Annotated in this window: 21 protein-coding genes and 1 pseudogene; 18 read left to right on the top strand and 4 right to left on the bottom strand. The window is 43.8% G+C overall.

The window, feature by feature from the left end; all coding sequences use genetic code 11:
- Positions 1 to 154: 154 nt before the first annotated feature.
- Positions 155 to 1,459: a dicarboxylate/amino acid:cation symporter gene (locus tag MED222_RS19245; RefSeq protein ID WP_009845411.1), complete on the bottom strand. Its 1,305-nt coding sequence runs from the start codon at positions 1,457 to 1,459 to the stop codon at positions 155 to 157.
- Positions 1,460 to 2,018: 559 nt separating this feature from the next.
- Between MED222_RS19245 and MED222_RS19250 the strand changes: the two genes are divergently transcribed.
- The 7 genes from MED222_RS19250 to MED222_RS19280 all read left to right on the top strand — a co-directional run bounded on the left by MED222_RS19250 (position 2,019) and on the right by MED222_RS19280 (position 9,246).
- Positions 2,019 to 4,148, top strand: coding sequence for a TonB-dependent siderophore receptor (locus MED222_RS19250; RefSeq protein ID WP_009845410.1), 2,130 nt, complete (start codon positions 2,019 to 2,021; stop codon positions 4,146 to 4,148).
- A 178-nt stretch (positions 4,149 to 4,326) separates the two neighbouring features.
- Entirely contained in the window at positions 4,327 to 5,094 is a 768-nt protein-coding gene (locus MED222_RS19255) for a DUF3450 domain-containing protein (RefSeq protein ID WP_009845409.1), read from the top strand.
- Positions 5,094 to 6,470, top strand: a complete 1,377-nt coding sequence (locus MED222_RS19260; protein ID WP_009845408.1) for a MotA/TolQ/ExbB proton channel family protein — start codon at positions 5,094 to 5,096, stop codon at positions 6,468 to 6,470. Before MED222_RS19255 ends, MED222_RS19260 begins: the two co-directional genes overlap by 1 nt.
- Positions 6,470 to 7,030, top strand: a complete 561-nt coding sequence (locus MED222_RS19265) for a MotA/TolQ/ExbB proton channel family protein (protein WP_009845407.1) — start codon at positions 6,470 to 6,472, stop codon at positions 7,028 to 7,030. Before MED222_RS19260 ends, MED222_RS19265 begins: the two co-directional genes overlap by 1 nt.
- A complete protein-coding gene (locus MED222_RS19270; RefSeq protein ID WP_009845406.1) occupies positions 7,027 to 7,431 on the top strand; it encodes an ExbD/TolR family protein in 405 nt (134 codons plus the stop codon). The genes MED222_RS19265 and MED222_RS19270 overlap by 4 nt, the downstream gene beginning before the upstream one ends.
- Before the next feature lie 19 nt (positions 7,432 to 7,450).
- Positions 7,451 to 8,071, top strand: a complete 621-nt coding sequence (locus MED222_RS19275; protein WP_009845405.1) for an energy transducer TonB — start codon at positions 7,451 to 7,453, stop codon at positions 8,069 to 8,071.
- The gene (locus MED222_RS19280; protein ID WP_017099923.1) at positions 8,068 to 9,246 is read left to right on the top strand and encodes a tetratricopeptide repeat protein; all 1,179 of its coding nucleotides are present in this window, start codon (positions 8,068 to 8,070) and stop codon (positions 9,244 to 9,246) included. The genes MED222_RS19275 and MED222_RS19280 overlap by 4 nt, the downstream gene beginning before the upstream one ends.
- A gap of 160 nt (positions 9,247 to 9,406) precedes the next feature.
- On the opposite strand, the gene MED222_RS19285 is transcribed toward MED222_RS19280, so the two are convergent.
- Positions 9,407 to 9,724, bottom strand: coding sequence for a hypothetical protein (locus tag MED222_RS19285; RefSeq protein WP_009845403.1), 318 nt, complete (start codon positions 9,722 to 9,724; stop codon positions 9,407 to 9,409).
- A 367-nt stretch (positions 9,725 to 10,091) separates the two neighbouring features.
- Here MED222_RS19285 and MED222_RS19290 point away from each other — a divergent pair, with 367 nt between their 5' ends.
- From MED222_RS19290 to MED222_RS19330, 9 genes are all read left to right on the top strand, one after another.
- Entirely contained in the window at positions 10,092 to 10,721 is a 630-nt protein-coding gene (locus MED222_RS19290; protein WP_032555053.1) for a PepSY-associated TM helix domain-containing protein, read from the top strand.
- Between the two features lie 70 nt (positions 10,722 to 10,791).
- Positions 10,792 to 11,310: a DUF2271 domain-containing protein gene (locus MED222_RS19295; RefSeq protein WP_009845401.1), complete on the top strand. Its 519-nt coding sequence runs from the start codon at positions 10,792 to 10,794 to the stop codon at positions 11,308 to 11,310.
- A gap of 85 nt (positions 11,311 to 11,395) precedes the next feature.
- Positions 11,396 to 12,232, top strand: a complete 837-nt coding sequence (locus tag MED222_RS19300; protein ID WP_009845400.1) for a DUF4198 domain-containing protein — start codon at positions 11,396 to 11,398, stop codon at positions 12,230 to 12,232.
- A 159-nt stretch (positions 12,233 to 12,391) separates the two neighbouring features.
- On the top strand, positions 12,392 to 12,727 hold the full coding sequence (locus MED222_RS19305) for a hypothetical protein (RefSeq protein ID WP_009845399.1): 336 nt from the start codon (positions 12,392 to 12,394) through the stop codon (positions 12,725 to 12,727).
- The gene (locus tag MED222_RS19310) at positions 12,724 to 13,320 is read left to right on the top strand and encodes a DUF6162 family protein (RefSeq protein ID WP_009845398.1); all 597 of its coding nucleotides are present in this window, start codon (positions 12,724 to 12,726) and stop codon (positions 13,318 to 13,320) included. The genes MED222_RS19305 and MED222_RS19310 overlap by 4 nt, the downstream gene beginning before the upstream one ends.
- A gap of 124 nt (positions 13,321 to 13,444) precedes the next feature.
- On the top strand, positions 13,445 to 14,380 hold the full coding sequence (locus MED222_RS19315; protein WP_009845397.1) for a metal ABC transporter solute-binding protein, Zn/Mn family: 936 nt from the start codon (positions 13,445 to 13,447) through the stop codon (positions 14,378 to 14,380).
- The gene (locus tag MED222_RS19320; RefSeq protein WP_009845396.1) at positions 14,380 to 15,114 is read left to right on the top strand and encodes a metal ABC transporter ATP-binding protein; all 735 of its coding nucleotides are present in this window, start codon (positions 14,380 to 14,382) and stop codon (positions 15,112 to 15,114) included. The genes MED222_RS19315 and MED222_RS19320 overlap by 1 nt, the downstream gene beginning before the upstream one ends.
- On the top strand, positions 15,114 to 15,989 hold the full coding sequence (locus tag MED222_RS19325) for a metal ABC transporter permease (RefSeq protein ID WP_009845395.1): 876 nt from the start codon (positions 15,114 to 15,116) through the stop codon (positions 15,987 to 15,989). The genes MED222_RS19320 and MED222_RS19325 overlap by 1 nt, the downstream gene beginning before the upstream one ends.
- A gap of 2 nt (positions 15,990 to 15,991) precedes the next feature.
- The gene (locus MED222_RS19330; RefSeq protein WP_009845394.1) at positions 15,992 to 16,915 is read left to right on the top strand and encodes an ABC transporter substrate-binding protein; all 924 of its coding nucleotides are present in this window, start codon (positions 15,992 to 15,994) and stop codon (positions 16,913 to 16,915) included.
- 129 nt (positions 16,916 to 17,044) lie between these two features.
- On the opposite strand, the gene MED222_RS19335 is transcribed toward MED222_RS19330, so the two are convergent.
- Complete coding sequence (locus MED222_RS19335) at positions 17,045 to 17,275, bottom strand: DUF2986 domain-containing protein (RefSeq protein ID WP_009845393.1); 231 nt, start codon at positions 17,273 to 17,275, stop codon at positions 17,045 to 17,047.
- A gap of 93 nt (positions 17,276 to 17,368) precedes the next feature.
- Here MED222_RS19335 and MED222_RS19340 point away from each other — a divergent pair, with 93 nt between their 5' ends.
- The gene (locus MED222_RS19340) at positions 17,369 to 17,764 is read left to right on the top strand and encodes a nitrous oxide-stimulated promoter family protein (RefSeq protein WP_009845392.1); all 396 of its coding nucleotides are present in this window, start codon (positions 17,369 to 17,371) and stop codon (positions 17,762 to 17,764) included.
- 120 nt (positions 17,765 to 17,884) lie between these two features.
- Here the strand turns inward: MED222_RS19340 and MED222_RS19345 are convergent, their stop codons facing one another.
- On the bottom strand, positions 17,885 to 19,282 hold the full coding sequence (locus tag MED222_RS19345) for an MATE family efflux transporter (protein ID WP_009845391.1): 1,398 nt from the start codon (positions 19,280 to 19,282) through the stop codon (positions 17,885 to 17,887).
- A gap of 50 nt (positions 19,283 to 19,332) precedes the next feature.
- Here MED222_RS19345 and MED222_RS19350 point away from each other — a divergent pair.
- Positions 19,333 to 20,055: pseudogene (locus tag MED222_RS19350) on the top strand (helix-turn-helix transcriptional regulator); the annotation flags it as partial.
- Positions 20,056 to 20,062: the final 7 nt, after the last annotated feature.

Here is a 20,062-nt window from a genome sequence, read left to right as displayed (position 1 = left end):
ATGAGAGTTGAATCGTTTCGGCTCAAAGAGAACCCAATAAAAAACGCCACTGCAGATGCAGTGGTGTTTTTGTTTATACGCTTTTCATTGATCAGCTAAGGCATAGCCATTAATTACGCCTTAGCTTGGAGATAAGAGCGACAGAGAAGCTAGATTATGCCTGTTGGCGTGCTAGCTTAACTTCTTCTTCTTTCTCACCAGCTGCCGGGTCATTGAAGCGAGACTCATCAAGAGAACCTTCAGACTTAGCAACGATGATAGTTACGGCACTATCACCTGTGATGTTTACAGCGGTACGAATCATATCAAGAAGGCGGTCAACACCCATGATTAGAGCAATACCTTCAAGCGGTAGACCAACTTGGTTCAATACCATCGCTAGCATAACAAGACCAACACCAGGAACACCTGCGGTACCAACAGACGCCAATGTCGCTGTTAGGATAACCATTAGGTAATCACCCATAGTCAGGTCGATGTTGTAAGCTTGTGCAATAAACGCAGTTGCAACACCTTGCATGATAGCTGTGCCATCCATGTTCACTGTTGCACCTAGTGGTACGGTGAATGAAGCGACTTTGTTGTCTACGCCCATGCGGTTTTTAGCCGTTTCCATTGTTACTGGAATCGTTGCGTTCGAAGAGGCAGTTGAAAACGCAAACATGATTGCATCTTCCATCTTACGTAAGAACGTAATCGGACTTAGGCCTGTGAATCCTTTAAGCATCGCGCTGTAGGTAACCAAACCGTGTAGAAGTAGGGTACCCGCAAGCACTAAGAAGTATTCTGCTAGGTTCCAAATTGCGCTTAAACCAAGGCCAGAGAACAGCTTCGCCATTAAGAAGAATACGCCGTAAGGCGCAAGGTTCATTAGTAGCGCAACTAGCTTCATAATCACTTCGTTTAGATCAGAGAAAACCGCAGCGATACGCTCACCTGGTTTACCCGCTGCACTGATTGCAATACCAAACAACACAGCAAATACGATAACTTGTAGCGTTTTGCCCTCAGCCATCGCCTGAATAGGGTTGGTCGGGAACATGTCGATGATGACTTGGCCCAAAGAAGGAGCATCAGCTGATTTGAAAGAGCTCGCAGCCGTAAGATCCGCACCCGCTCCAGGTTGGAACAAATTACCGATAGTCAGTGCTAGAGTGATAGCTACAGCAGTTGTACCGATATAAAGTGCAAGTGTTTTGCCCCCCATACGGCCAAGAGTTGATAAGTCTTTAAGAGAGCTTGTACCGCACACGAGTGAAACGAAGACGAGTGGTACAACAAGCATTTTTAAACTGGCGACAAAGATCTGTCCGCCTACTTCAAAGAGTCCGTTAACGATGTAGTTGTTAACAAATCCGCTGTCTGCAAAAAGGGATTGAATGGCAAATCCCGTTAATATACCTACGACCATACCGAGGATAACTCGGCCAGTCAGAGACATAGGTTTCTTGGTATTCATTTAGAACACTCCTTATTATTTATAACTTTGATACCTTTCCAAAGTGAGCAGGAGATTAGCAGTCGGTTGATTAAATCGAAAAACAAAAAATGAGTTTGGAATTACAGATGTGATCATAATCACTGATAATTGTTCAAATAAAACAAAATAAAACAAAATAATTCACCAGTCCTTTACATTTATCGAGTGTTTTATACAAAAAATCGTCGTTCTGAAGGTAATAAATAAGATAAGAGGATTTTGTTATAGATGTTTGCTTATTACATTGACTGCGCAAATGGCGGTGTTTCAAAAAGTTTGGCGCAGAGAGCCGATTTTTAATTCAAGTGCTCGTTAAATGACTGTATTGAATTGGTTTCTTTTAACTGCAGGTTAACGACTCGTCAGCTCGTCTTTACAAAACTTTACGAATGCAAAGAATGTAAATTTAATGCAAATAGTAATAGTTATCACTTATATTCACCATCGAAATAATTCAGTGGTACCGGAAACGGTCTAACGGACACATCGAATAAATAACAAAGTGTTCGTCTAAAAGAATAAAAGTGGAGAAAAGGACATGTTTTCAAAAAAGCCATTGGCTTTAGTGATCGGCGCAGTATTAGCTTCACCAGCAGTATTGGCAGAAGCAGTAAAAACTGACGAGCATATGGTTGTTGAAGGTCGTGATTACGGTTATAAAGCCGACACGAATACAACAGCAATGCGCATGGAGGCGACTCAATTAGAGACTCCAGGACAAGTTACGATTATCAGTGAGCAAATCATTGATGAGCAACGCGCAAGCACGCTTGGCGAAGTATTAAAAAATGATGCGTCAATTTCAGCGGGTTCTAAATCAACAAACCGTGAGCGCTTCAACCTACGTGGTTTCTCTCTAGGAAGCAGTTCTGGTTACTTGCGCGATGGCGTTCAACACTGGTCTCATTACCGTCAACCGGTAGAACTACTAGAACGTGTTGAAGTACTAAAAGGTCCTGCAGGTTTGCTCTACGGTAAATCAGCACCTGGTGGCCTTGTTAACATGGTTGCTAAGAAGCCTACGTATGAAACTCAAGTTAGCGTAAGCCAAGACATTGGTTCTGACAGCTACACACGTACTACCGCTGATGTAAGCGGTTCATTGAACGATGATCAAACTCTACGTGCTCGTCTTATTGTTTCACAAGAAAACCAAGACTCTTACCGCACACGTTTTGACGGCACAGATGTAGAGACTGACCGCTTTGTTGGTGGCCTATTTGTTGATTACGATATCAACGAAGATGTGATGCTATCTGCGCATTACGACCGTACTCAAGAGTTAGGTGATCTAGATAACGGCTCAAAGATTGATACGAAAACAGGTAAAGCGATTACCCCAAATACGGTTAATGACCAACGCTTCGCACAAACAGACAACGACGTAGCAAACTACGGTGTGGCTGTTACAGCAAACTTGAGCGATACATGGGCAGTTAAATCGGGTATCAGTCGTCAGTTTTACGAACGTCGCCGTACTGAATCAGATAACGTTATTGATTCAAAGAAAGACAGAAAAACCAAGAAAACACTAGGTTATGGTTACAAAGTATCAGACCGTCATGATGAGTGGACGTTTGATACGGCTTACGTGGATTTTACTGGTGATGTTGATGCATTTGGTGTGAATCACCGTCTGTTGGTGGGTGCAAATGGGTTGCACTACGATTACAAGCGCCTGTACGTATCAGACTACGCTTGTTTTAACGCTTCAGAAGCAGACACAATGAAAGAGTGTGGCAAAGGCTTTGATATGCCTGCAGACATTCACTATAACAACGATGATTCAGTATCACACTCGAAGAGCCAACACTACGGTCTATATCTTCAAGATTTAGTGACGTTCAATGAGCAGTGGCAAGCACTTGCTGGTGTTCGTTTCGCTTACGATGATACGACGAGCAGTTCTGGTAAAGAAGAGAGTTACAATAACATCCTACCTAAGTTCGGTGCGATTTACTCTCCGGCGCCAAACGGTTCTATTTACGCGGTTTACTCTGAAAGTTTTGAACCTGTAAGTGAGATTTCTGATAAAGATGATGTGAACTTCGGCCAGTCTCAAGATGCGAAGAAAGGTACACTTTATGAGCTAGGCTCAAAGTGGGAACTGTTTGATGAGCGTTTATTCGTATCAGGAGCAGTATTCCAGATCACACAAACGAACATGCAAGTTACAGAAGACCTTCCTGCATCTCATGCAAAAGATACTCGTACTACACAGGTGGGTGAGCAAGTTCACACTGGTGTGGAGCTAGCTGCGACGGGCTACGTGACGGATGCGTTCTCTGTAAGTGCATCAACAATGTTCTTAGATGCTGAATATAAGAATGACCCTGCTCTTAATGGTAAAACACCAGCAGACGTTCCTGAATTTACTGCAAGCATCTGGTCTACTTACGCATTCAACAACGGTACTGATGTAAACCTAGGTGTGTATCACGTAGGTGAGCGTTACACTGAAAGTGCTAACACGTTTAAGAAAGACGCTTACACTCGTGTAGATGCTGGTGTTGCACATACGATTAAGTACGATGAAAACTTAGACTTTGTTGCACGCTTTAATGTAGATAACTTATTCGATACAGATTACCTAGAAGGCGGCAGCACTCGCGGCGTTGTTGTTGGCGAAGGTCGTAACTACATGGCTACGTTACAGGTAAAATACTAATTTGTTAGTAGGGTACTATTGGTAGCTTAAATATTAAGGGGAAGGTTTCGACTTTCCCCTTTCTTGATTCTGCTATTTAGTAAAAATACCCCTAGCAATGCGAGTGGTTTTTAATGATAATGAGACTGCTTATCAATAAAACTCATTTGTTCTTCTTCTAAAGTAAATGACTACAATTATGAATCTTTTAAAAACTAGCCTAGCACTTGCCATCAGTTTGGTTGCAACGTCATCGATGGCAAACAGCTTGGATCAAGCTCAATCAATTCAAAACAAGACCAATAACGCGTCGGCTTCGAGCCAAAAGGTTATTGATAAAAGCTCACAAGCAACATTATTGCTGCAAGCTGAGGTTGAGCGTCTGCAAGAAGAAGTGAAAAATTTAGAAATCTATCACGATCATCTTGCCGCATTGGTTAAGAGCCAAGATCAAGAAGCGCTGAGTATTGAAGGGCAGATCGACGAAATCAAACTAACACGTCAAGGTGTTGTGCCTTTAATGTACAAGATGATCGATGGTCTCCAGGAAGTTATTGAAAGCGATCTACCTTTCAAGACAAATAGCCGTCTGCGTCGCGTTGAAAAGCTGAAAGCGATGATGACTCGTGCTGATGTCAGTGATGCTGAAAAATATCGCCGTATTTTAGAGGCGTACCAAATTGAAGTGGATTACGGTATTAAGCTAAGTTCTTATTCAAGCCGTGTCGAGTTAAGTCAAGATAAAGTGCTTGAAGTTGATATTTTGCATCTTGGCCGCATTTCACTGGTCGCTCGTAACTTAAATGGTACCCAATATTGGTCTTGGGACCAAAATAGCGATCAATGGCAAGAGTTGGATTCTTCGATGAAATCTGAGTTGGACAAAGCGTACGATATTGCTAATAAGCAAGCGTCTCCAAGCTTAATTACTTTACCTGTTTCTTTAACTGTTGCGGAGGTTAAGTAATGAACTTAAAGCCATTAGCAGCATTGCTTTGCATTACGTCAATTTCATTTTCTGCTTTCTCTGCATCAGACACGACAGCTCAGCTTGTTAACAAAGCAAAATCAGAGAGTCGCACGCAAGCGTCTCATAACGTAATTCGTGAAGCTGACTTTAAAAAGACAGAACAACAACTCAGAGCGATCAAAGCACAGCTTGAAGCTAAACGTAGCTCTATTCAAGGTGCGACCGATGTTCTGACTCAGACATTCAGTGATAACGAAAACAAGCTTGCTCGTTTAGAAGAGAAACTGCGTTTAGAAACAGGTAGCTTAGGTGAGTTGTTTGGCGTTGTAAGACAAAATGCAAAAGACCTTGAACATGAGCTTACGGATACAGTAACTAACGTAGATCGCGCAGCGTATACAGAAACTGTTTATCAAATCGTGGACGCAAAATCATTACCGTCAATGCCCCAGTTAACAGGTCTTTGGTTGAGCATGATGGAGCAAATTCAAGCAAGTTCAGAGATAAGCAAGTCGACAGTTTCACTAGTTAATAGTGAAGGGGTCACTGAAAAGGCAGAAGCTTATCGACTGGGTTCTATTGGCTTAGTTGCTGAGTCAGGTTACGTATGGTGGGATGCTAGACATCAAGATGCAATAGTTTACTTGAAGCAGCCTTCACAAGGTCCAACACTGGCGTCGCTTTCTACTTTAGCTAATGGCGAAGTGTCTAACGTGGTCGTCGATCCTTCTCGTGGATTCATGCTAGAACAATTAGCTTTGGAACCAAGCCTAGCTGATCGTCTGCAAGCCGGTGGCCTAGTAGGTAAAGTTATTCTTGGCTTGTTGGCAATTGGCTTAATCATCGCATTGGTTCGTGGTATTTCTTTGGCTATCGCTCGTCAGAAGATTCGCGCTCAACTTAAAAAACCTGAACAAGCGGGAGACAACCCTCTGGGTCGTGTTCTTGCGGTTTACAGCAAAGAGAAAAATCAAACAGTAGAAGCATTAGAACTGCGACTTTTAGAAGCGGTAGTGGATGAACAAACTCACCTAGAGAAAGGTTTATCAATGCTGAAGCTTCTAGCTGCTCTAGCACCAATGCTTGGCTTGCTAGGTACCGTAACCGGCATGATAGAAACATTCCAAGTGATCACACAGTTTGGTAATGGTGACCCTAAAGTAATGGCGGGCGGCATTTCGATGGCACTTGTTACAACGGTACTTGGCCTTGTTGCTGCAATGCCACTGCTATTGGCACACAACATTCTGAGTACTCAGTCAGAGAACATTCGTAATATTTTGGAGAAACAGGGCATTGGCCTTGTTGCTGAGCAGGCAGAGAAGTCTATTGAACCAAGCGCTGTTGTTTCACAAGTTGGGACTGCCGCGTAATGGATATTTTGTCGGGTTCTCTATTACCAGCGAGTTGGTTAACGAGTAACTGGCTGCTGTCTTTATCAAACTTTATGGATCAGGGCGGTTTCGTCCTGTGGTGGCTAGCGGCTGTCGTCCTCGTTTTTTGGGTACTTGTGGTAGAACGTGTGCTTTATCTCGCGTTCTATTTTCCAAAGCAACGCCAAGCTTGGATTACAAAGTGGCATGAAAGAGAAGATCACTCTTCTTGGCATGCTAAAGCCATTCGTGAAGGTTGGTTGGGGCAAGCGAGTATCTTGCTTAACCAAAACTTGAACTTTATTAAGCTGTTAGTTGCTATTTGTCCGATGTTGGGTTTGCTCGGTACCGTAACCGGTATGATCTCCGTTTTTGATGTCATGGCGACTCAAGGAAGCAGTGATCCTAAATTGATGGCCTCAGGTATCTCGTTGGCAACTTTACCAACGATGGCGGGTATGGTTGCTGCATTAGCGGGCATGTTTGTTCATGCTCGTTTAGCGAAAGTCTGTAACCGCTTAGAATTGAAATTAGAAAAATCTTTAAGGAGTCAACGATGAGACTCGGTCGACGTCATTCTAAAAACGAAGAGGCTCAAATAGACCTTACTTCGATGCTTGATATCGTATTCATCATGCTTATTTTCTTCATTGTGACGAGTTCATTTGTTCGTGAATCTGGTGTTGAAGTCAATCGCCCGCAAGCTTCAAATGTAGTGAGCCAAAAAGATGCAGGTATCTTTGTCGCGATTACTTCTGCGAATGACATTTTCATAGATAAACGTGTTGTGGATGTTGAACGTGTTCAAGCGACGTTAGAACACTTGTTGCTAGAACAACCTGATGCTTCTTTGGTTATTCAGGCGGACGAGCATGCTTATAACGGTACGGTTGTTAAAGTGATGGACGCTGCCAAAGATGCGGGTGTTAAAAATATTGCGCTTGCAGCTGAAAAGCGATGATCTTGGAGGATCTTAATCAATGATTCGCCTATTTCTTGCATTACCTTTAGCGGGAGCGTTGGGTTTAGCACTATTTTCTTTCATGGCTTGGATGGTCGATAATGGACACCAACGTTCGCCAGACAACAGTGAGACGTTAAGTTTCAACATGGTGATGGTTGAACAAGAACAAGAAGTACAGAGAAGACAACGTGCAGTCCCGGAACAACCCGAAATGCCAGAGCCGCCACCGCAAGCGCAAACGTCTCAGTCGCAAGCTGAAGTAACGCCTCTGAATTCAATGTCTTCACTGTCTTCACTGGATTTGAATACTTCAATTGAAGGCCTAGCGATTAACGCTCCAACATTTTCTGATTTTGGGTCAAATCAACAGGTAATGCCGCTTTATCGAGTTGAACCTCGATATCCAGCAAAAGCGCTAAAGCGTGGCGCAGAAGGGTATGTCATTTTGTCTTTTACAATCGATGAAACAGGACGTTCTGTTGATATTCAAGTTACGGATGCAAATCCACGTCGTATGTTTGAACGTGAAGCGATAAGAGCACTTAAAAAATGGAAGTATCAACCTAAAGTCGTCGATGGAAAAGCGGTAGCGCAGGTTGGTCAAACCGTGAAACTAGAGTTTAAGTTGGCAAAATGATGAAACAGATATGGATATTAGTGGGCTTGTTGATAATGCCCCTTACAGTACCGGCAAAAGAGCTTACCCAATACACCGTTATTCGTGTTCAAAAGGCGAATAAACTTGCTCAAGAGGAGCAGGTTAAACAGGCGATTGAGGTTTTGGCTAGTTTGGAGTTATCTAAAGGCTATGACAAGGCCTATGTCGCTCGCATGCTTGGTGTGTTTTACTGGCAAGATGGTAAAACAGAGACGGCAATCAAGCAGCTTACTTATGCAGTGGATAGTGGCTTATTGGTCGATGAGCAAGCTTGGGTAACGAAACGTATGTTAGCTGATTTGCTGCTTAGCGAGCAGCATTTTAAAGCGGCATTACCACACTATTATGAGCTCGTTAAAACAGCACCGGAAACTGAAAAGAAAGACACGCTATGGATGCGAATTGCTCAAGCTGAATACCAAATCGAAAACTGGACGAAAGTACTGGCGGCTATAGGTAATCATAACAAGTTTAATTCAAAACCACAGTTGTCGCCTCTCTCGTTAAAGCTGGGTGCTCAACTACAGTTAAAACAATGGAAGCAATCAATTCCTACGTTAGAAAGTTTAGTTGAACTTCAACCCGAAAAAGACAACTGGTGGCGTCAACTGGTCGGGATTCAGTTAAGGCTAGAGCGTAGCCGAGATGCGTTGAATACCTTAGCGCTTGCTGAGCTACAAGGTGTTGAACTGAATAATTCAGACCGTCGGCTACTTGCTCAACTGTACGCGAAACGAGGCATCCCTGAGCGCGCTGCGCAAGAAATTAGCAAGTTAGATGACGCAAACAGCGATGTTCAACTTCTGGCTGAGCAAGCAACCTACTGGCAGTTAGCGAAAGAGTGGGACAATGCTATTGAAGTGTGGACGTTAGCGTCGAATATGAACACTCGATACCATTGGAATGTTGCTCAATTATTGGTTCAGCAAGGTTACTACAAGCGAGCTCTGGTTGTTTTAGACAAAGTGAAAGACAAGAACAAGCAAGCTGACGTTGCATTAGCGAAAGTACGTTCATGGTATAAGTTGAAGAACTTAGATAATGCTCTCGCTCAAGCTAAGCGCGCGAACAACATTGAACCGTCTCCTGAGGCTAAAGGTTGGATTAAATACCTGACTCAGCTTAGAACGGTAAGCGAAAGTGGAAACGCCTAATCACATATAGTTAGAAGCTAGAAAACAGAGTCCCAAATAAGACAGTGAAAGGGTGTCATTTGAATGTTCAAATGACACCCTTTTTTGTACATTGAATAAAATTGAGCCTTAGTGCTTCATTAGGCCTTGCTGTTTGATCGAGGTATGAGCAAAGGCAAAGTTAAGGGCTACACATATCGCCACTGTGTGATCCCGCAATGATCACTCCGCTTTGGTCTACAATCCAGTTAATGGTGCAGTCACGATAGGGGTTTTTGAAAGAATGTTGTATTTCACCATTCTCGAGTGAGGTTTGAGTTTCCACCCAAGCAAATGTGCGTGACTCCCAAAATGTAACGGCTTGAGAGTGGGGCGTTAAATACAACGTTTGAGCATCGGCAATATTGGAACCGATGTAACTCTCGACATGTTCGTCAGTACTAACAATCTGGCTAGTACAAGCCGTTACCAATACAGCCAAAGCTACAATCATACGCATTTCTAAATCCTTTTAAACTTGCATGGTTATGTCTGTTTTATAGTCAATAAGCTTAAACCACTCTTGAGCTAATCGTCATGCCAATGCCCTTGATAGTGATCTCTGTTCTAAATAGCTTCAACTTCCTTTCTTAAATGCACGGAACTCCGACTAAACAGGGCCATTTTATAAGCTCTAGAGCTCAGGATATCTACGTTTCCCACTTATATTGCCGCGATTCTTATACGTATACAGTTCGATTGTTCTTCAGTAGATGTTATGTGAATTTACTTGCGACGCGCGAGAAACGTAAACAATGTAAATTGAATGCCAATACGAATTATTATCAACTAAATTATCGCCATAAAATCTATAGGTACTGGTTTGTATGTCGTTAAAAAGTAGGGCAGTTCAATCATGGGCTCGTCGACTTCATGTTTATATTTCTATGGCGCTGCTGTTTGTTGTTCTTTTCTTTTCAGTGACAGGCATCACCCTTAATCGCCCTGAGCTATTTGAATCCAGCCAACCCAATATCCAACACTCTACGCTAACGCTTCCCACGAGTTTGTTTACGATCCAAGACGGTCGACTGAAAGCCGACGAGTCTGCTTTTGAAACGTTTTTGTTTGAAGAAGCAAACCTATCTGGCGTTCCTTCGGGTTTAGACATCTACGCAGAGATTGAAGACGGTGAGTTGCTCATCGGTGAAGTGTCTATGGACTTCAAAGGACCTGGCTACAACGCTTCTGTGTTCGTCGATGTGACTTCTGAAATGGTGGAAGTCGAAACAACGAATTATGGCGTTATTGCATTGTTGAATGACCTACACAAAGGGCGTAATAGCGGTGAAGTGTGGAAGTGGTTCATCGATATTACTGCGCTATTGATGGTCTTCTTTGTACTGACAGGTGTGTGCTTACTGTTACCTAAGAAAAAAACACTTAATACCTCTATTAAATGGACGGTATTTGGGTCTGCAATTTCACTTGCTATCTATTTTGTCGCCGTACCGTAACCCGCTATCCGTTCCATGAGGCGGTGTGAGGGTGAATTAAAGGCGCAACGGATTTGAAAGGTTGTTAAACATGAAAAATATGAATTGGAGCAAATCGCTCCTTGCTTTGTCTCTTTTACCAAGCTTAGGCATGGCTGAGGTGCTTCCTGACACAGCAAAGCTCGATGTGCATTTCGAGTTACCAAGAATTGAGGCTTCTCCATACAAGCGCCCTTACGTAGCGATATGGGTAGAGAACAGTGAAAGAAAGTCAGTGAAAACGATCGAGCTTTGGGTCGGCCAAGATGAATGGCTTAAAGATTTACGGAGTTGGTGGCGAAAAGTCGGACGTTACGACCGCGAACTCGTTGATGCGGTGACTTCCGCAACACGTCCTGTTGGTCAATATCGTTTTGCTTGGGATGGCAAAAATGATGCCGGTCAATCGTTAGAGCAAGGTGAATACACGGTTTATATTGAAGTTGTACGTGAACATGGTGGCCGAAACTATCTTCGCCAAAAAGTAGCACTCACTGACAAAAATGCTTCTTACCAATTAGAACCAACGGAAGAGACCGGTCAGATTACGCTCAACTATATCGTTAAGTAGTAGATAAAGAAGCGATAAATAATGGTAGCCATCGTAGACGCTCATTGAGTGACACGATTAAAAATTACAAATAATGGAATTGAACATGATGAAACAGACAAAAATAAAGGCGCTTGCTCTTGCGGGTGTAATGGCGTTCGGTCTAGCAGCAACGACGACTGCACAAGCTCACCCTCGTTGGGTTTTGCCTTCTCATTTCACCGTTTCTAAAGAGGGAGGGGATTGGCTAACGTTCGATGTGACGGCATCTCATGGAGCGTTTGTTTATGATAAACCAGCGGGCAGCGAAAATGCATATGTAATTATGCCAGATGGTCGTAACGAGCGTCCTAATTTTGTTGTTCGTAGTAAACGCCGTTCAATCTTTGATTTTTACTTTGAAGAAGAAGGCACACACAAGGTTGCGATTAACAACCAGCCGTCATACTACACGCTATACAAAGCGGGTCGTCGTGACACAGAGAAATGGATTAAAGCAACCAAAGTTGAGCGTGATTCATTGCTACCTGAGAATCCACGTGACGTGATAACACAGCTCAGCTTCACTCGCGCAGAAAGCTACATTACTGTTGGAAAGCCAACGGAAACAGTATTCAAAATTGAAGGTAAGCTTCTTGAGTTGAAGCCCGTGACACACCCTTCCGACATTCTTGAAGGCGAACCGGTGACATTCCAATTCTTCTTCAACGGTGAAATCCAGAAAGACGTGAAAGTAGATATTACTCGTGAAGGTACGCTTTACCGCAACCATCAAGAACAAATTGATTTAGTGAGTAATGAAAATGGTGAAATTACTTTCACTCCGGACGTTGCTGGTCGTTACATAATGAAAGCGAACTATAAAGGTGAGTTGGTTGACAACCCATTGGCAGACAAAGCAAGTGCGAATGTGCACCTAACGTTTGAAGCTCAGATTCAATAGGCGGTTTTTCCGGGGCTGAATCCTTGAATTATTGGACTACCAACTATCTGACTAGAACTTTTTGGTCACCATTATTAGTTGAAAAAGACAAGGGCTCATTTGAGCCCTTTATTGCTCAGTTTACTACTGAGAATTTGCACTGTGGCTAGGGTACGAACCATGACAATAAAAACAAAACTTAACGTATTAATGACTCCTTGCTTAGCTCTGGGACTTGGTTTCGCTGCATTACCTGTGCAAGCACATTTTCCGTTGATGAGCTGTTGGTTTGAAGGCAAAACGGTTGCCTGTGAAGCGGGTTACTCTGATGGTAGTAAAGCGATAGATTACGCAGTCGCGATGTACGACTACGAAGATAACTTGATAGCGAAAGAGATGACGGATAAACGCTCTATTGTCGAATTTCCAAACCCAAATTCTGAGTTTTACCTTGTGTTTGATTCAGGTCACGAGTTTCCTGTTGAAGTCGACGTTGTAGAGATCAAAGAAAAATGATGATTCAAAGTGTACGCGCTGACACAGGCGGAAGAGAGGGCAAGTGGGTTGGCCTAATCATTATATTCATCCTTTGTTTTGCGACGGTTGCTATTCCGTTTAATCAAGCAGAATCTCATATCGAAGTGACCCTTGATCACCAAGTCTTAGTGACTGATGTTGAACAAGCAAACTTGGCGATGCTGTCAGAACTCCGTTTAGCTCATGAAGAGATTCGTGATCTTCGCATGGACTTAGACGGCGAATGGCCAAGTGTTGTGTCACTTAAAGATGAATGGGTTGCGCCATTTGTTGAAGACCAGAGTTGGAAGCGCAAAGGTTCTCATGCTTGGCTATTGGACGAGCGTGGTTACTACTTTTCTACGCCAAGTGAACACGCTACATCAAGTGAATATGCTGCACAAAGCGATCATGGCTTCGCGGACTCCTTTATTTTGAATGCGAATAGTGTTTCTCCGGAAATCTGGATTTTCTTTGGTGGTGTCGCAAGCAAACCTACTCAATTTGATGAAAACACATTGGAATCCGCAGGCTGGAAACTGGTGGTGAACGAGTCAGAAGTATCTGAACAACATGACGCTGCTTCTCATTAAGCAATGTTTCAAACTTTAGGTTCTCATCAGCAATATGTTCAAAAAGAAGATGTTCACAAAATCAAAAAGCTTACGGACTAATCAGCTCATTGACCATAAGTTCACAAATAATAAGAGATTTACTATGCGATTCATGACTCTATTGATGTCGTTAATGGCGGTGCTATCGACACCCAATGCATTGGCAAAAGAATACACAGTCGACAGCGACAAGTTGACGATAGGTATTACCCTACAGCCTTACTATAGCTACGTAAAAGCAGTGGTAGGTGACAAAGTGAACATCCTTCCTTTGGTTGATGCTGGCTTTAACCCGCATAACTACTTGCCACAACCGAATGACTTGAAGCGATTGAGCCAGATGGATGCAATCGTCGTAAACGGTATTGGCCACGATGACTTCGCATTAAAAGTCATTTCAGCTGCGCAACGTGATGATTTAATGGTTATTGAAGCGAACAAAGAAGTACCTCTACTTCCTGCATTAGGCCAGTCTGTTGGCCAAGGCGCGGTGAACCCACATACGTTTGTTGGACTTTCTACAACAATCCAAAAGGTGTACACCATCGCGAGTGAAGTTTCTAAACTCGATCCAAACAATGCAGCTTTTTATCGTAAGAATGCACGTAAGTACGCCAAGCAATTTCGCTTTATGAAGCGTGATGCGATGTTGTCATTAGGTGAACTCGATACATCAGGTATGAAAGTGGCGACCACGCACAATGCTTATGGCTATATCCTTCAAGAGTTTGGTGTGGATGTTGCGGCGGTGATTGAGCCTGCACACGGTGTTGAACCAAGTGCGAGCCAACTGCAAGATACGATCGAGAAAATCCGCGCATCAGGCATTGATGTTCTGTTCTACGAGCTAAACATGCCAAACCGCTTTGTTGACACGATTGAAGCAGAAACAGGCGTTCAGCTTTACCGTTTCTCTCACATGACGCACGGTGAGTATCAAGACGATAAGGTGGAAATCGAAATGAAGAAGAACTTAGAAACGTTAATCGAGGCCATGAAATTTGCTGCGGCTAACCAGACTAAAAGCGGGAAGGCGTAATGCAAGGTCCATCAATTTCAATCAACCAACTCGGTCTGCAATACGACAACAACGTGATTCTTGATGATATCACGCTAGATCTTAAAGCGGGTGAGTGCCATGTGATCATGGGGCCAAACGGCGGTGGCAAAACCTCTTTGCTACGTTCAGTTCTTGGTTTGACGCCTTTCTCTGGTCAAATCAACATTCATTGGCCACAAAAGCCAAGCATTGGTTACGTTCCTCAGAAAGCGACCTTCGAATCGAGCTTACCTCTGACGGTAATGGATTTCGTCCTGCTTAACCAAACTCGAATTCCACTGTTTTGGCGTCGTAAGTCTAAGCAATTGGATCTTGCATTAGCGCAACTCGACCGTGTGGGAATGGCGACTCGTAGCGACCGCCGTATGGGTCAATTGTCGGGTGGCGAGCAGCAACGTGTGTTGTTTGCTCAAGCCTTATTGGATAACCCAAGCCTATTGGTGTTGGATGAACCTACGACTGGCATGGATGAGCAGGGCGTTCGTTATTTAGAATCGCTAGTTCGTGAATGTGTTGATGAAGGCCGTACGATTCTTGCCGTTCACCATGATGTAACCGCAGTGCGTCGCCTTGAAGCGAATGTACATGTTGTGAATCGATTCTTGGTGGATAGTGGTCCACATGAACAAGTACTACACCCTACTAAAATCGAGAGTCTGTTTCAGCACTATAGCAGTGGATCTGCCATCCCCAAATCGAAGGAGGTTGCGTAATGGAGTGGTTACGACAACTTGCCACTAGTGGCGTTGAAGCGGGTTGGTTATCAGACAGCTTCATGTATGCGTTTATGGTGAACGCACTGGTTGCCGCATTGTTACTTGGCCCGTTATTAGGTGGCCTTGGTACTTTGGTCATTGCAAAGCGTCTGGCATTCTTCTCTGAAGCGGTAGGTCACGCAGCATTAACCGGTATTGCCATTGGTGTTTTGCTTGGTGAGCCACCAGAAAACCCAATTATTGGCTTGTTTAGCTTCTGTATGATCTTCGCTTTGCTTCTTCACTTTGTAAGAAACAGAACCAATGTGCCATACGATACCTTAGTCGGTGTTTTTCTTGCGCTAGCATTGGCAGTAGGTGCGGCATTGCTGATGTACGTGGCGCGTAAGATCAATATCCACATGCTTGAGAACGTGTTATTTGGCTCGATTCTCACGGTAACAGACCAAGATTTAGCAATTCTCGCAGGCAGCTGCGCGCTCATCATTTTGCTCTTGATACCGACGTTCAACCGTATTCTTCTCACTTGTATTAGCCCGGATATTGCCAAGGTGCGCGGCTATAACACCAGCTTCTATGACTACCTGTTTGTGATGATGATTACTTTGGTGACGATTGCTGCGGTGAAGATCGTGGGTGCTGTTTTGGTTGGTGCGTTATTATTGATTCCGGGTGCTACGGCGCGATTGTTGACTAAACGCATGGGGAGCTTTGTTTTGCTTTCTGCGTTGCTGGCAACCATTGCATGTTTAGTCGGAACGGTATTACCGATGGAACTTAAACTGCCTGTGCCGTCAGGCGCTTCAATAATCATCGTTTCTGCAACGTTTTTCCTAGCGGCAACGCTATACCGAATTATAAGAAAGGCATAACCATGACTCCTTTGATGAATCGTATTTCAAGCTCAGTAAAAACAGCGGCTCAAGTGGGTGTACTTGGTAGTGTGTTAATGGCTGGATCTGTGGTGTCACTGAACGCTAATGCAGAAGATATCTTAACGAGCACACCTGTGACTTATGCATTGGCAACAGAGCTAACCAAAGGCACTGACATTACCACTGAATACCTACCACCAAAACGTTACGGCATTGATCGCTTACCTAACTGGTTTGGCACTAAGGGTGAAAGCAAGGTGCTTAAGTCAGGAGAGAAGGCGACCGTTGCATTAACACTGTCATCTATTTGGCAAGCGGATCCTACATTTGTATACGCAAGGCAGGGTAACATCCGTTTGGTAGAGGTGGATGCGGCTCAAGCGATTACTCCACGAGCACAAGGTGTCGCTGCGTTGACGTTATCGAGTGGTGATGTGTCTAAGTATGCTTGGTTAAATCCAACCAATCTAACGCGAATGGCCGCTATCGTGGCTGACGACTTTAAGTTATTGTGGCCAGCGCAAGCAGAGACGATTGATCGTAATTTGCAGCGTGTGATGCTTGATGTTCGTGAACTGATTAACAAGCAACAAGCGGTATTATTGGATAACGATGTAGATTCAGTATTGTTGCTTTCAGAAAGCTTGGAAGATTTTGCTTCTGGCAGCCAACTGTTTGTTGAAGAACGTATGTTCAAAGCTGAACTGGAATGGACAGAGCAAGATAAAGCGAAGCTCAAAGCGATGTTTTCAGAAGACGATGCGCTATGGTTAGTGACAGCGAAAAAGCCGACGACTTTGATTAAGTCATTGGTGCCTAATGAGCGAATTCTTGTTGTTGACTCGGTAGACCGCTGGGGAAGAGCAGGGATTAATGCAAAAGCGCCGTTCGCACGTTGGGAAGTTAAACCATTCAAAGGTTAATTGAATAGCTAAGTCGCTAGGTTAATACGGTAGGATCAAAAAAGCAGCCCAAATAGAGGCTGCTTTTTTTGTTCTTGTCTACAGGCTCTGATCTGAGCGCTGAGCAAGAGTATCTCGTGAGTCAAAAGTTTACTCTGCAGCTTTTTTTTCTTTAGTTTCAATACCAGCTTCTTCTGCTTCAACCGTTGTCTCTACTGAACCCTCAGCTTGCTCTAGAGCGGCTTTCGCTTGTTCTTCAGCTTCCATTTTTGCGCGGTCAGCTTTAGAAATATAGCGAGGCTTGTTGCTACCATGCAGTTTAGAATTCGCCTGTTTCTGTCTTTTCTTTAGAATTTGATTGATTTTTTTCTTACGGTTCATTGCTGCATAGCCTTGTATTTAGTTTATGCGGTGGAGGATAATCATTTTAGATCTAGAACTCAACCTGTACGGTCTCTCATTAGGTAATTAATCATGTTCCAACATAACAACATTCTACAAGGCGAACTCGCAACGGAGTACAAAACCGTTATTGCGATGGTGCACATCTACTGCAAAGATCACCACGGTGCGGTTCGTCAGAATAACGCGTTATGTGAAGAGTGTGAGCAACTGTTGCGTTATGCAGCGACACGACTTGATAGATGCCCTTATGGCGAAGCAAAGCCGACCTGTAATAAGTGTCCGATTCATTGTTATAAGCCTGACCCGAAAGAGCAGATGCGTTTAGTGATGCGCTATGCAGGGCCAAGAATGCTACTTAAGCATCCGATTTTAGCAATACGACATTTGATTCATGAGAAACGTAAAGTGCCAGAGAAGCCACTGCCGAATGTGTCTAATCGCCATATCCGAATGAACAAGAAGTAACTAGTGCTTTAAAGTGGTCGCAGAAGAAACGAAAAAGGTCTGATTGCTCAGACCTTTTGTGTTTCTGCTAACTGCATTATCAGAAGGCAGTCTTGTAGAAAGAATACTTTATGTATAAAGCTACACCGCTTGAGGCTCGTCGTAGGTCACTGTGAGATTGTTGATCCAGCGTCGGCTCAAGTAGCGGTGCGAGCATATTGCCAATTTCACCACTTCTTCTACTAACATCAGGCCATAGATGTATTTGAAGTCCCACCCAGCGACAAACGCGCCATAAACACACACTGGAATACCCACCATCCACATCGCGATGAAATCCATGCGAAGGCAGAAAGCGTTATCACCACCAGCACGAATAATACCGTTAATGATCACCATGTTGAGCATACGAATCACCACTGCAAAACACATGATCATCATTGCTGGCGAAGCAAGCGGGTACAATGCATCTGTAGAAAGGTTTAACCATGATAGTACATGCTCTTTACCCATAAACAGTAGCAAGCCAACGAGAGCGCCAAAGCCAACGACGGCTTTAATGAATGTTAGACCCATGCTCATAGCATCATCAAATTCATCACGGCCCAGCGAATGGCCAAGCAATACTGAACACGCTACGGAGATACCAAAGAAGATCGAGTAACACAGCGATTCGAACGGCGCGAGCATCGAGAACACCGCAAGCTCTGTTGTGCCCATGTGACCGAAGATCATTTGGTACGCCATGGTACCCATTGCCCACAACACGGCATTCATCGTTAGCGGCAACGCAATACGACGGTAAGAAAGCCACAGTGATGGACGGTGCGGTGAGCTTGGGGTGGTTAGCAGCCAGTGTTTACGCACACGCATGTAGCTATACATTAAGCCCACTTGAATCAATCGCGCTAAGGTTGTCGCCAATGCAGCACCTGCAACGCCCATTGCTGGAATGCCAAAAGCCCCTTTAATTAGAACGAAGTTAAGCGCAATGTTGAGTGCAATAGTAATACCACCTAACAATAGTGGAGTTACGGTGTCACCTGATGAGCGCATGCTTGCTTCTACCACTACAACAATGTGAGTTAGAAGTAGAACAGGGAACCCATACCATAGGTAAGTCGCTCCAAGCTCAATCACGGTTTGATCGCTAGTTTGCAACATCATTAAAAACTGAGAACCAAGAGTGATGATTGCTGTAACAGGCAGCAGAACTTTTAAACCAAACACCATCGCGATGGATGACACTGTACGTGCACTTTTTCGGTCATTCTTTCCCCAGTATTGAGCAACTAATGTACCGTTTGCTGAGGCCAACCCTGCCATAATCATAATCGCAACGAAGTGCCATTTTGATGCGATTCCCACAGCGGCTGCTGCTTCCATACCAAAATCACTGACCATCAAGACGTCAGCAAGGGCAAGAATAGCAACCAGCGCACTTTGCAAAGCTACAGGTAAACCAAGTTTAACGATACGTGGTAATATGCTCTCTGGCTTGTTATTCATAGATGAGTTAGGGTTGATGTTAGTTGTCATAAGCTCTCCGATTTATGGCAGAACTATAGTGATTTGAGCGAAGTAACAACATGTTTAAAAAACAACAAAACCTGTGCGAATCCGTCATTGATACCATGGAGCCTAAATCAACGTGGCAAGATGATGTTTTTCTCGCGGAACATTGCAAAGAACGTTTTTTGACCGTTGAAGATATCCCAGAGATGAAAAGCTTTGGTGTCTATATGGGCGGTATGGCAAAACTATACGATGGTTATTGGGTTGAGCGAGAATCCGTTAATGTTCATACGTTGATTTTCACTATGGAAGGTGGCGGCATTCTAACAACCACGACATCAGTACAAGCGATTACACCGTATACGCTGGTGGTTCTTCCTGCCGGAACCCCATTTCGTTTTGAACTCGATCCGCAATATAACTATTGGAAAATGGCGTGGATGTTGACCCCCGATACTAAGCAGTGGCAACACATAGCAAGTTTAGGTCAGGGGATTGTGCCTTTTGGAGAGTGTGAGCAGATCTGGTCATTAATGAACTTGGTTTACTTTGAGATAGGGGGCCGAGCCAGTTACCGTAAGTTACTCTTGAGTGAAATAGTCCGAACGTTGACGGGTTTTGAACCTAAATCAACAAGCACCACCGCTCGTGTTCAAGCGCTCTATAATGAAATTGAAAGTAGTCTGCATCAACCATGGACAGTAGCTGGTATGGCTCAAAGGGTGTTTATCAGCGAAGAGCAGCTTAATCGAGTTACCAAGACGCTCTTCGACCTATCACCACGCAGCAAGTTGATCAACTAAG

It is taken from the genome of Vibrio sp. MED222 (genome assembly GCF_000153005.1).
Taxonomy (GTDB): Bacteria; Pseudomonadota; Gammaproteobacteria; order Enterobacterales; family Vibrionaceae; genus Vibrio; species Vibrio tasmaniensis_A.
The sequence above is the reverse complement of the archived record's forward strand: the minus strand, read 5'-3'. Positions and strand labels throughout refer to the sequence as shown.

Bases quoted from the DNA above. Each gene is read 5' to 3' on its own strand.
- MED222_RS19245 (WP_009845411.1), bottom strand. From the start codon at position 1,459: ATGAATACCAAGAAACCTATGTCTCTGACTGGCCGAGTTATCCTCGGT.
- MED222_RS19250 (WP_009845410.1), top strand. From the start codon at position 2,019: ATGTTTTCAAAAAAGCCATTGGCTTTAGTGATCGGCGCAGTATTAGCT.
- MED222_RS19255 (WP_009845409.1), top strand. From the start codon at position 4,327: ATGAATCTTTTAAAAACTAGCCTAGCACTTGCCATCAGTTTGGTTGCA.
- MED222_RS19260 (WP_009845408.1), top strand. From the start codon at position 5,094: ATGAACTTAAAGCCATTAGCAGCATTGCTTTGCATTACGTCAATTTCA.
- MED222_RS19265 (WP_009845407.1), top strand. From the start codon at position 6,470: ATGGATATTTTGTCGGGTTCTCTATTACCAGCGAGTTGGTTAACGAGT.
- MED222_RS19270 (WP_009845406.1), top strand. From the start codon at position 7,027: ATGAGACTCGGTCGACGTCATTCTAAAAACGAAGAGGCTCAAATAGAC.
- MED222_RS19275 (WP_009845405.1), top strand. From the start codon at position 7,451: ATGATTCGCCTATTTCTTGCATTACCTTTAGCGGGAGCGTTGGGTTTA.
- MED222_RS19280 (WP_017099923.1), top strand. From the start codon at position 8,068: ATGATGAAACAGATATGGATATTAGTGGGCTTGTTGATAATGCCCCTT.
- MED222_RS19285 (WP_009845403.1), bottom strand. From the start codon at position 9,724: ATGCGTATGATTGTAGCTTTGGCTGTATTGGTAACGGCTTGTACTAGC.
- MED222_RS19290 (WP_032555053.1), top strand. From the start codon at position 10,092: ATGTCGTTAAAAAGTAGGGCAGTTCAATCATGGGCTCGTCGACTTCAT.
- MED222_RS19295 (WP_009845401.1), top strand. From the start codon at position 10,792: ATGAAAAATATGAATTGGAGCAAATCGCTCCTTGCTTTGTCTCTTTTA.
- MED222_RS19300 (WP_009845400.1), top strand. From the start codon at position 11,396: ATGATGAAACAGACAAAAATAAAGGCGCTTGCTCTTGCGGGTGTAATG.
- MED222_RS19305 (WP_009845399.1), top strand. From the start codon at position 12,392: ATGACAATAAAAACAAAACTTAACGTATTAATGACTCCTTGCTTAGCT.
- MED222_RS19310 (WP_009845398.1), top strand. From the start codon at position 12,724: ATGATGATTCAAAGTGTACGCGCTGACACAGGCGGAAGAGAGGGCAAG.
- MED222_RS19315 (WP_009845397.1), top strand. From the start codon at position 13,445: ATGCGATTCATGACTCTATTGATGTCGTTAATGGCGGTGCTATCGACA.
- MED222_RS19320 (WP_009845396.1), top strand. From the start codon at position 14,380: ATGCAAGGTCCATCAATTTCAATCAACCAACTCGGTCTGCAATACGAC.
- MED222_RS19325 (WP_009845395.1), top strand. From the start codon at position 15,114: ATGGAGTGGTTACGACAACTTGCCACTAGTGGCGTTGAAGCGGGTTGG.
- MED222_RS19330 (WP_009845394.1), top strand. From the start codon at position 15,992: ATGACTCCTTTGATGAATCGTATTTCAAGCTCAGTAAAAACAGCGGCT.
- MED222_RS19335 (WP_009845393.1), bottom strand. From the start codon at position 17,275: ATGAACCGTAAGAAAAAAATCAATCAAATTCTAAAGAAAAGACAGAAA.
- MED222_RS19340 (WP_009845392.1), top strand. From the start codon at position 17,369: ATGTTCCAACATAACAACATTCTACAAGGCGAACTCGCAACGGAGTAC.
- MED222_RS19345 (WP_009845391.1), bottom strand. From the start codon at position 19,282: ATGACAACTAACATCAACCCTAACTCATCTATGAATAACAAGCCAGAG.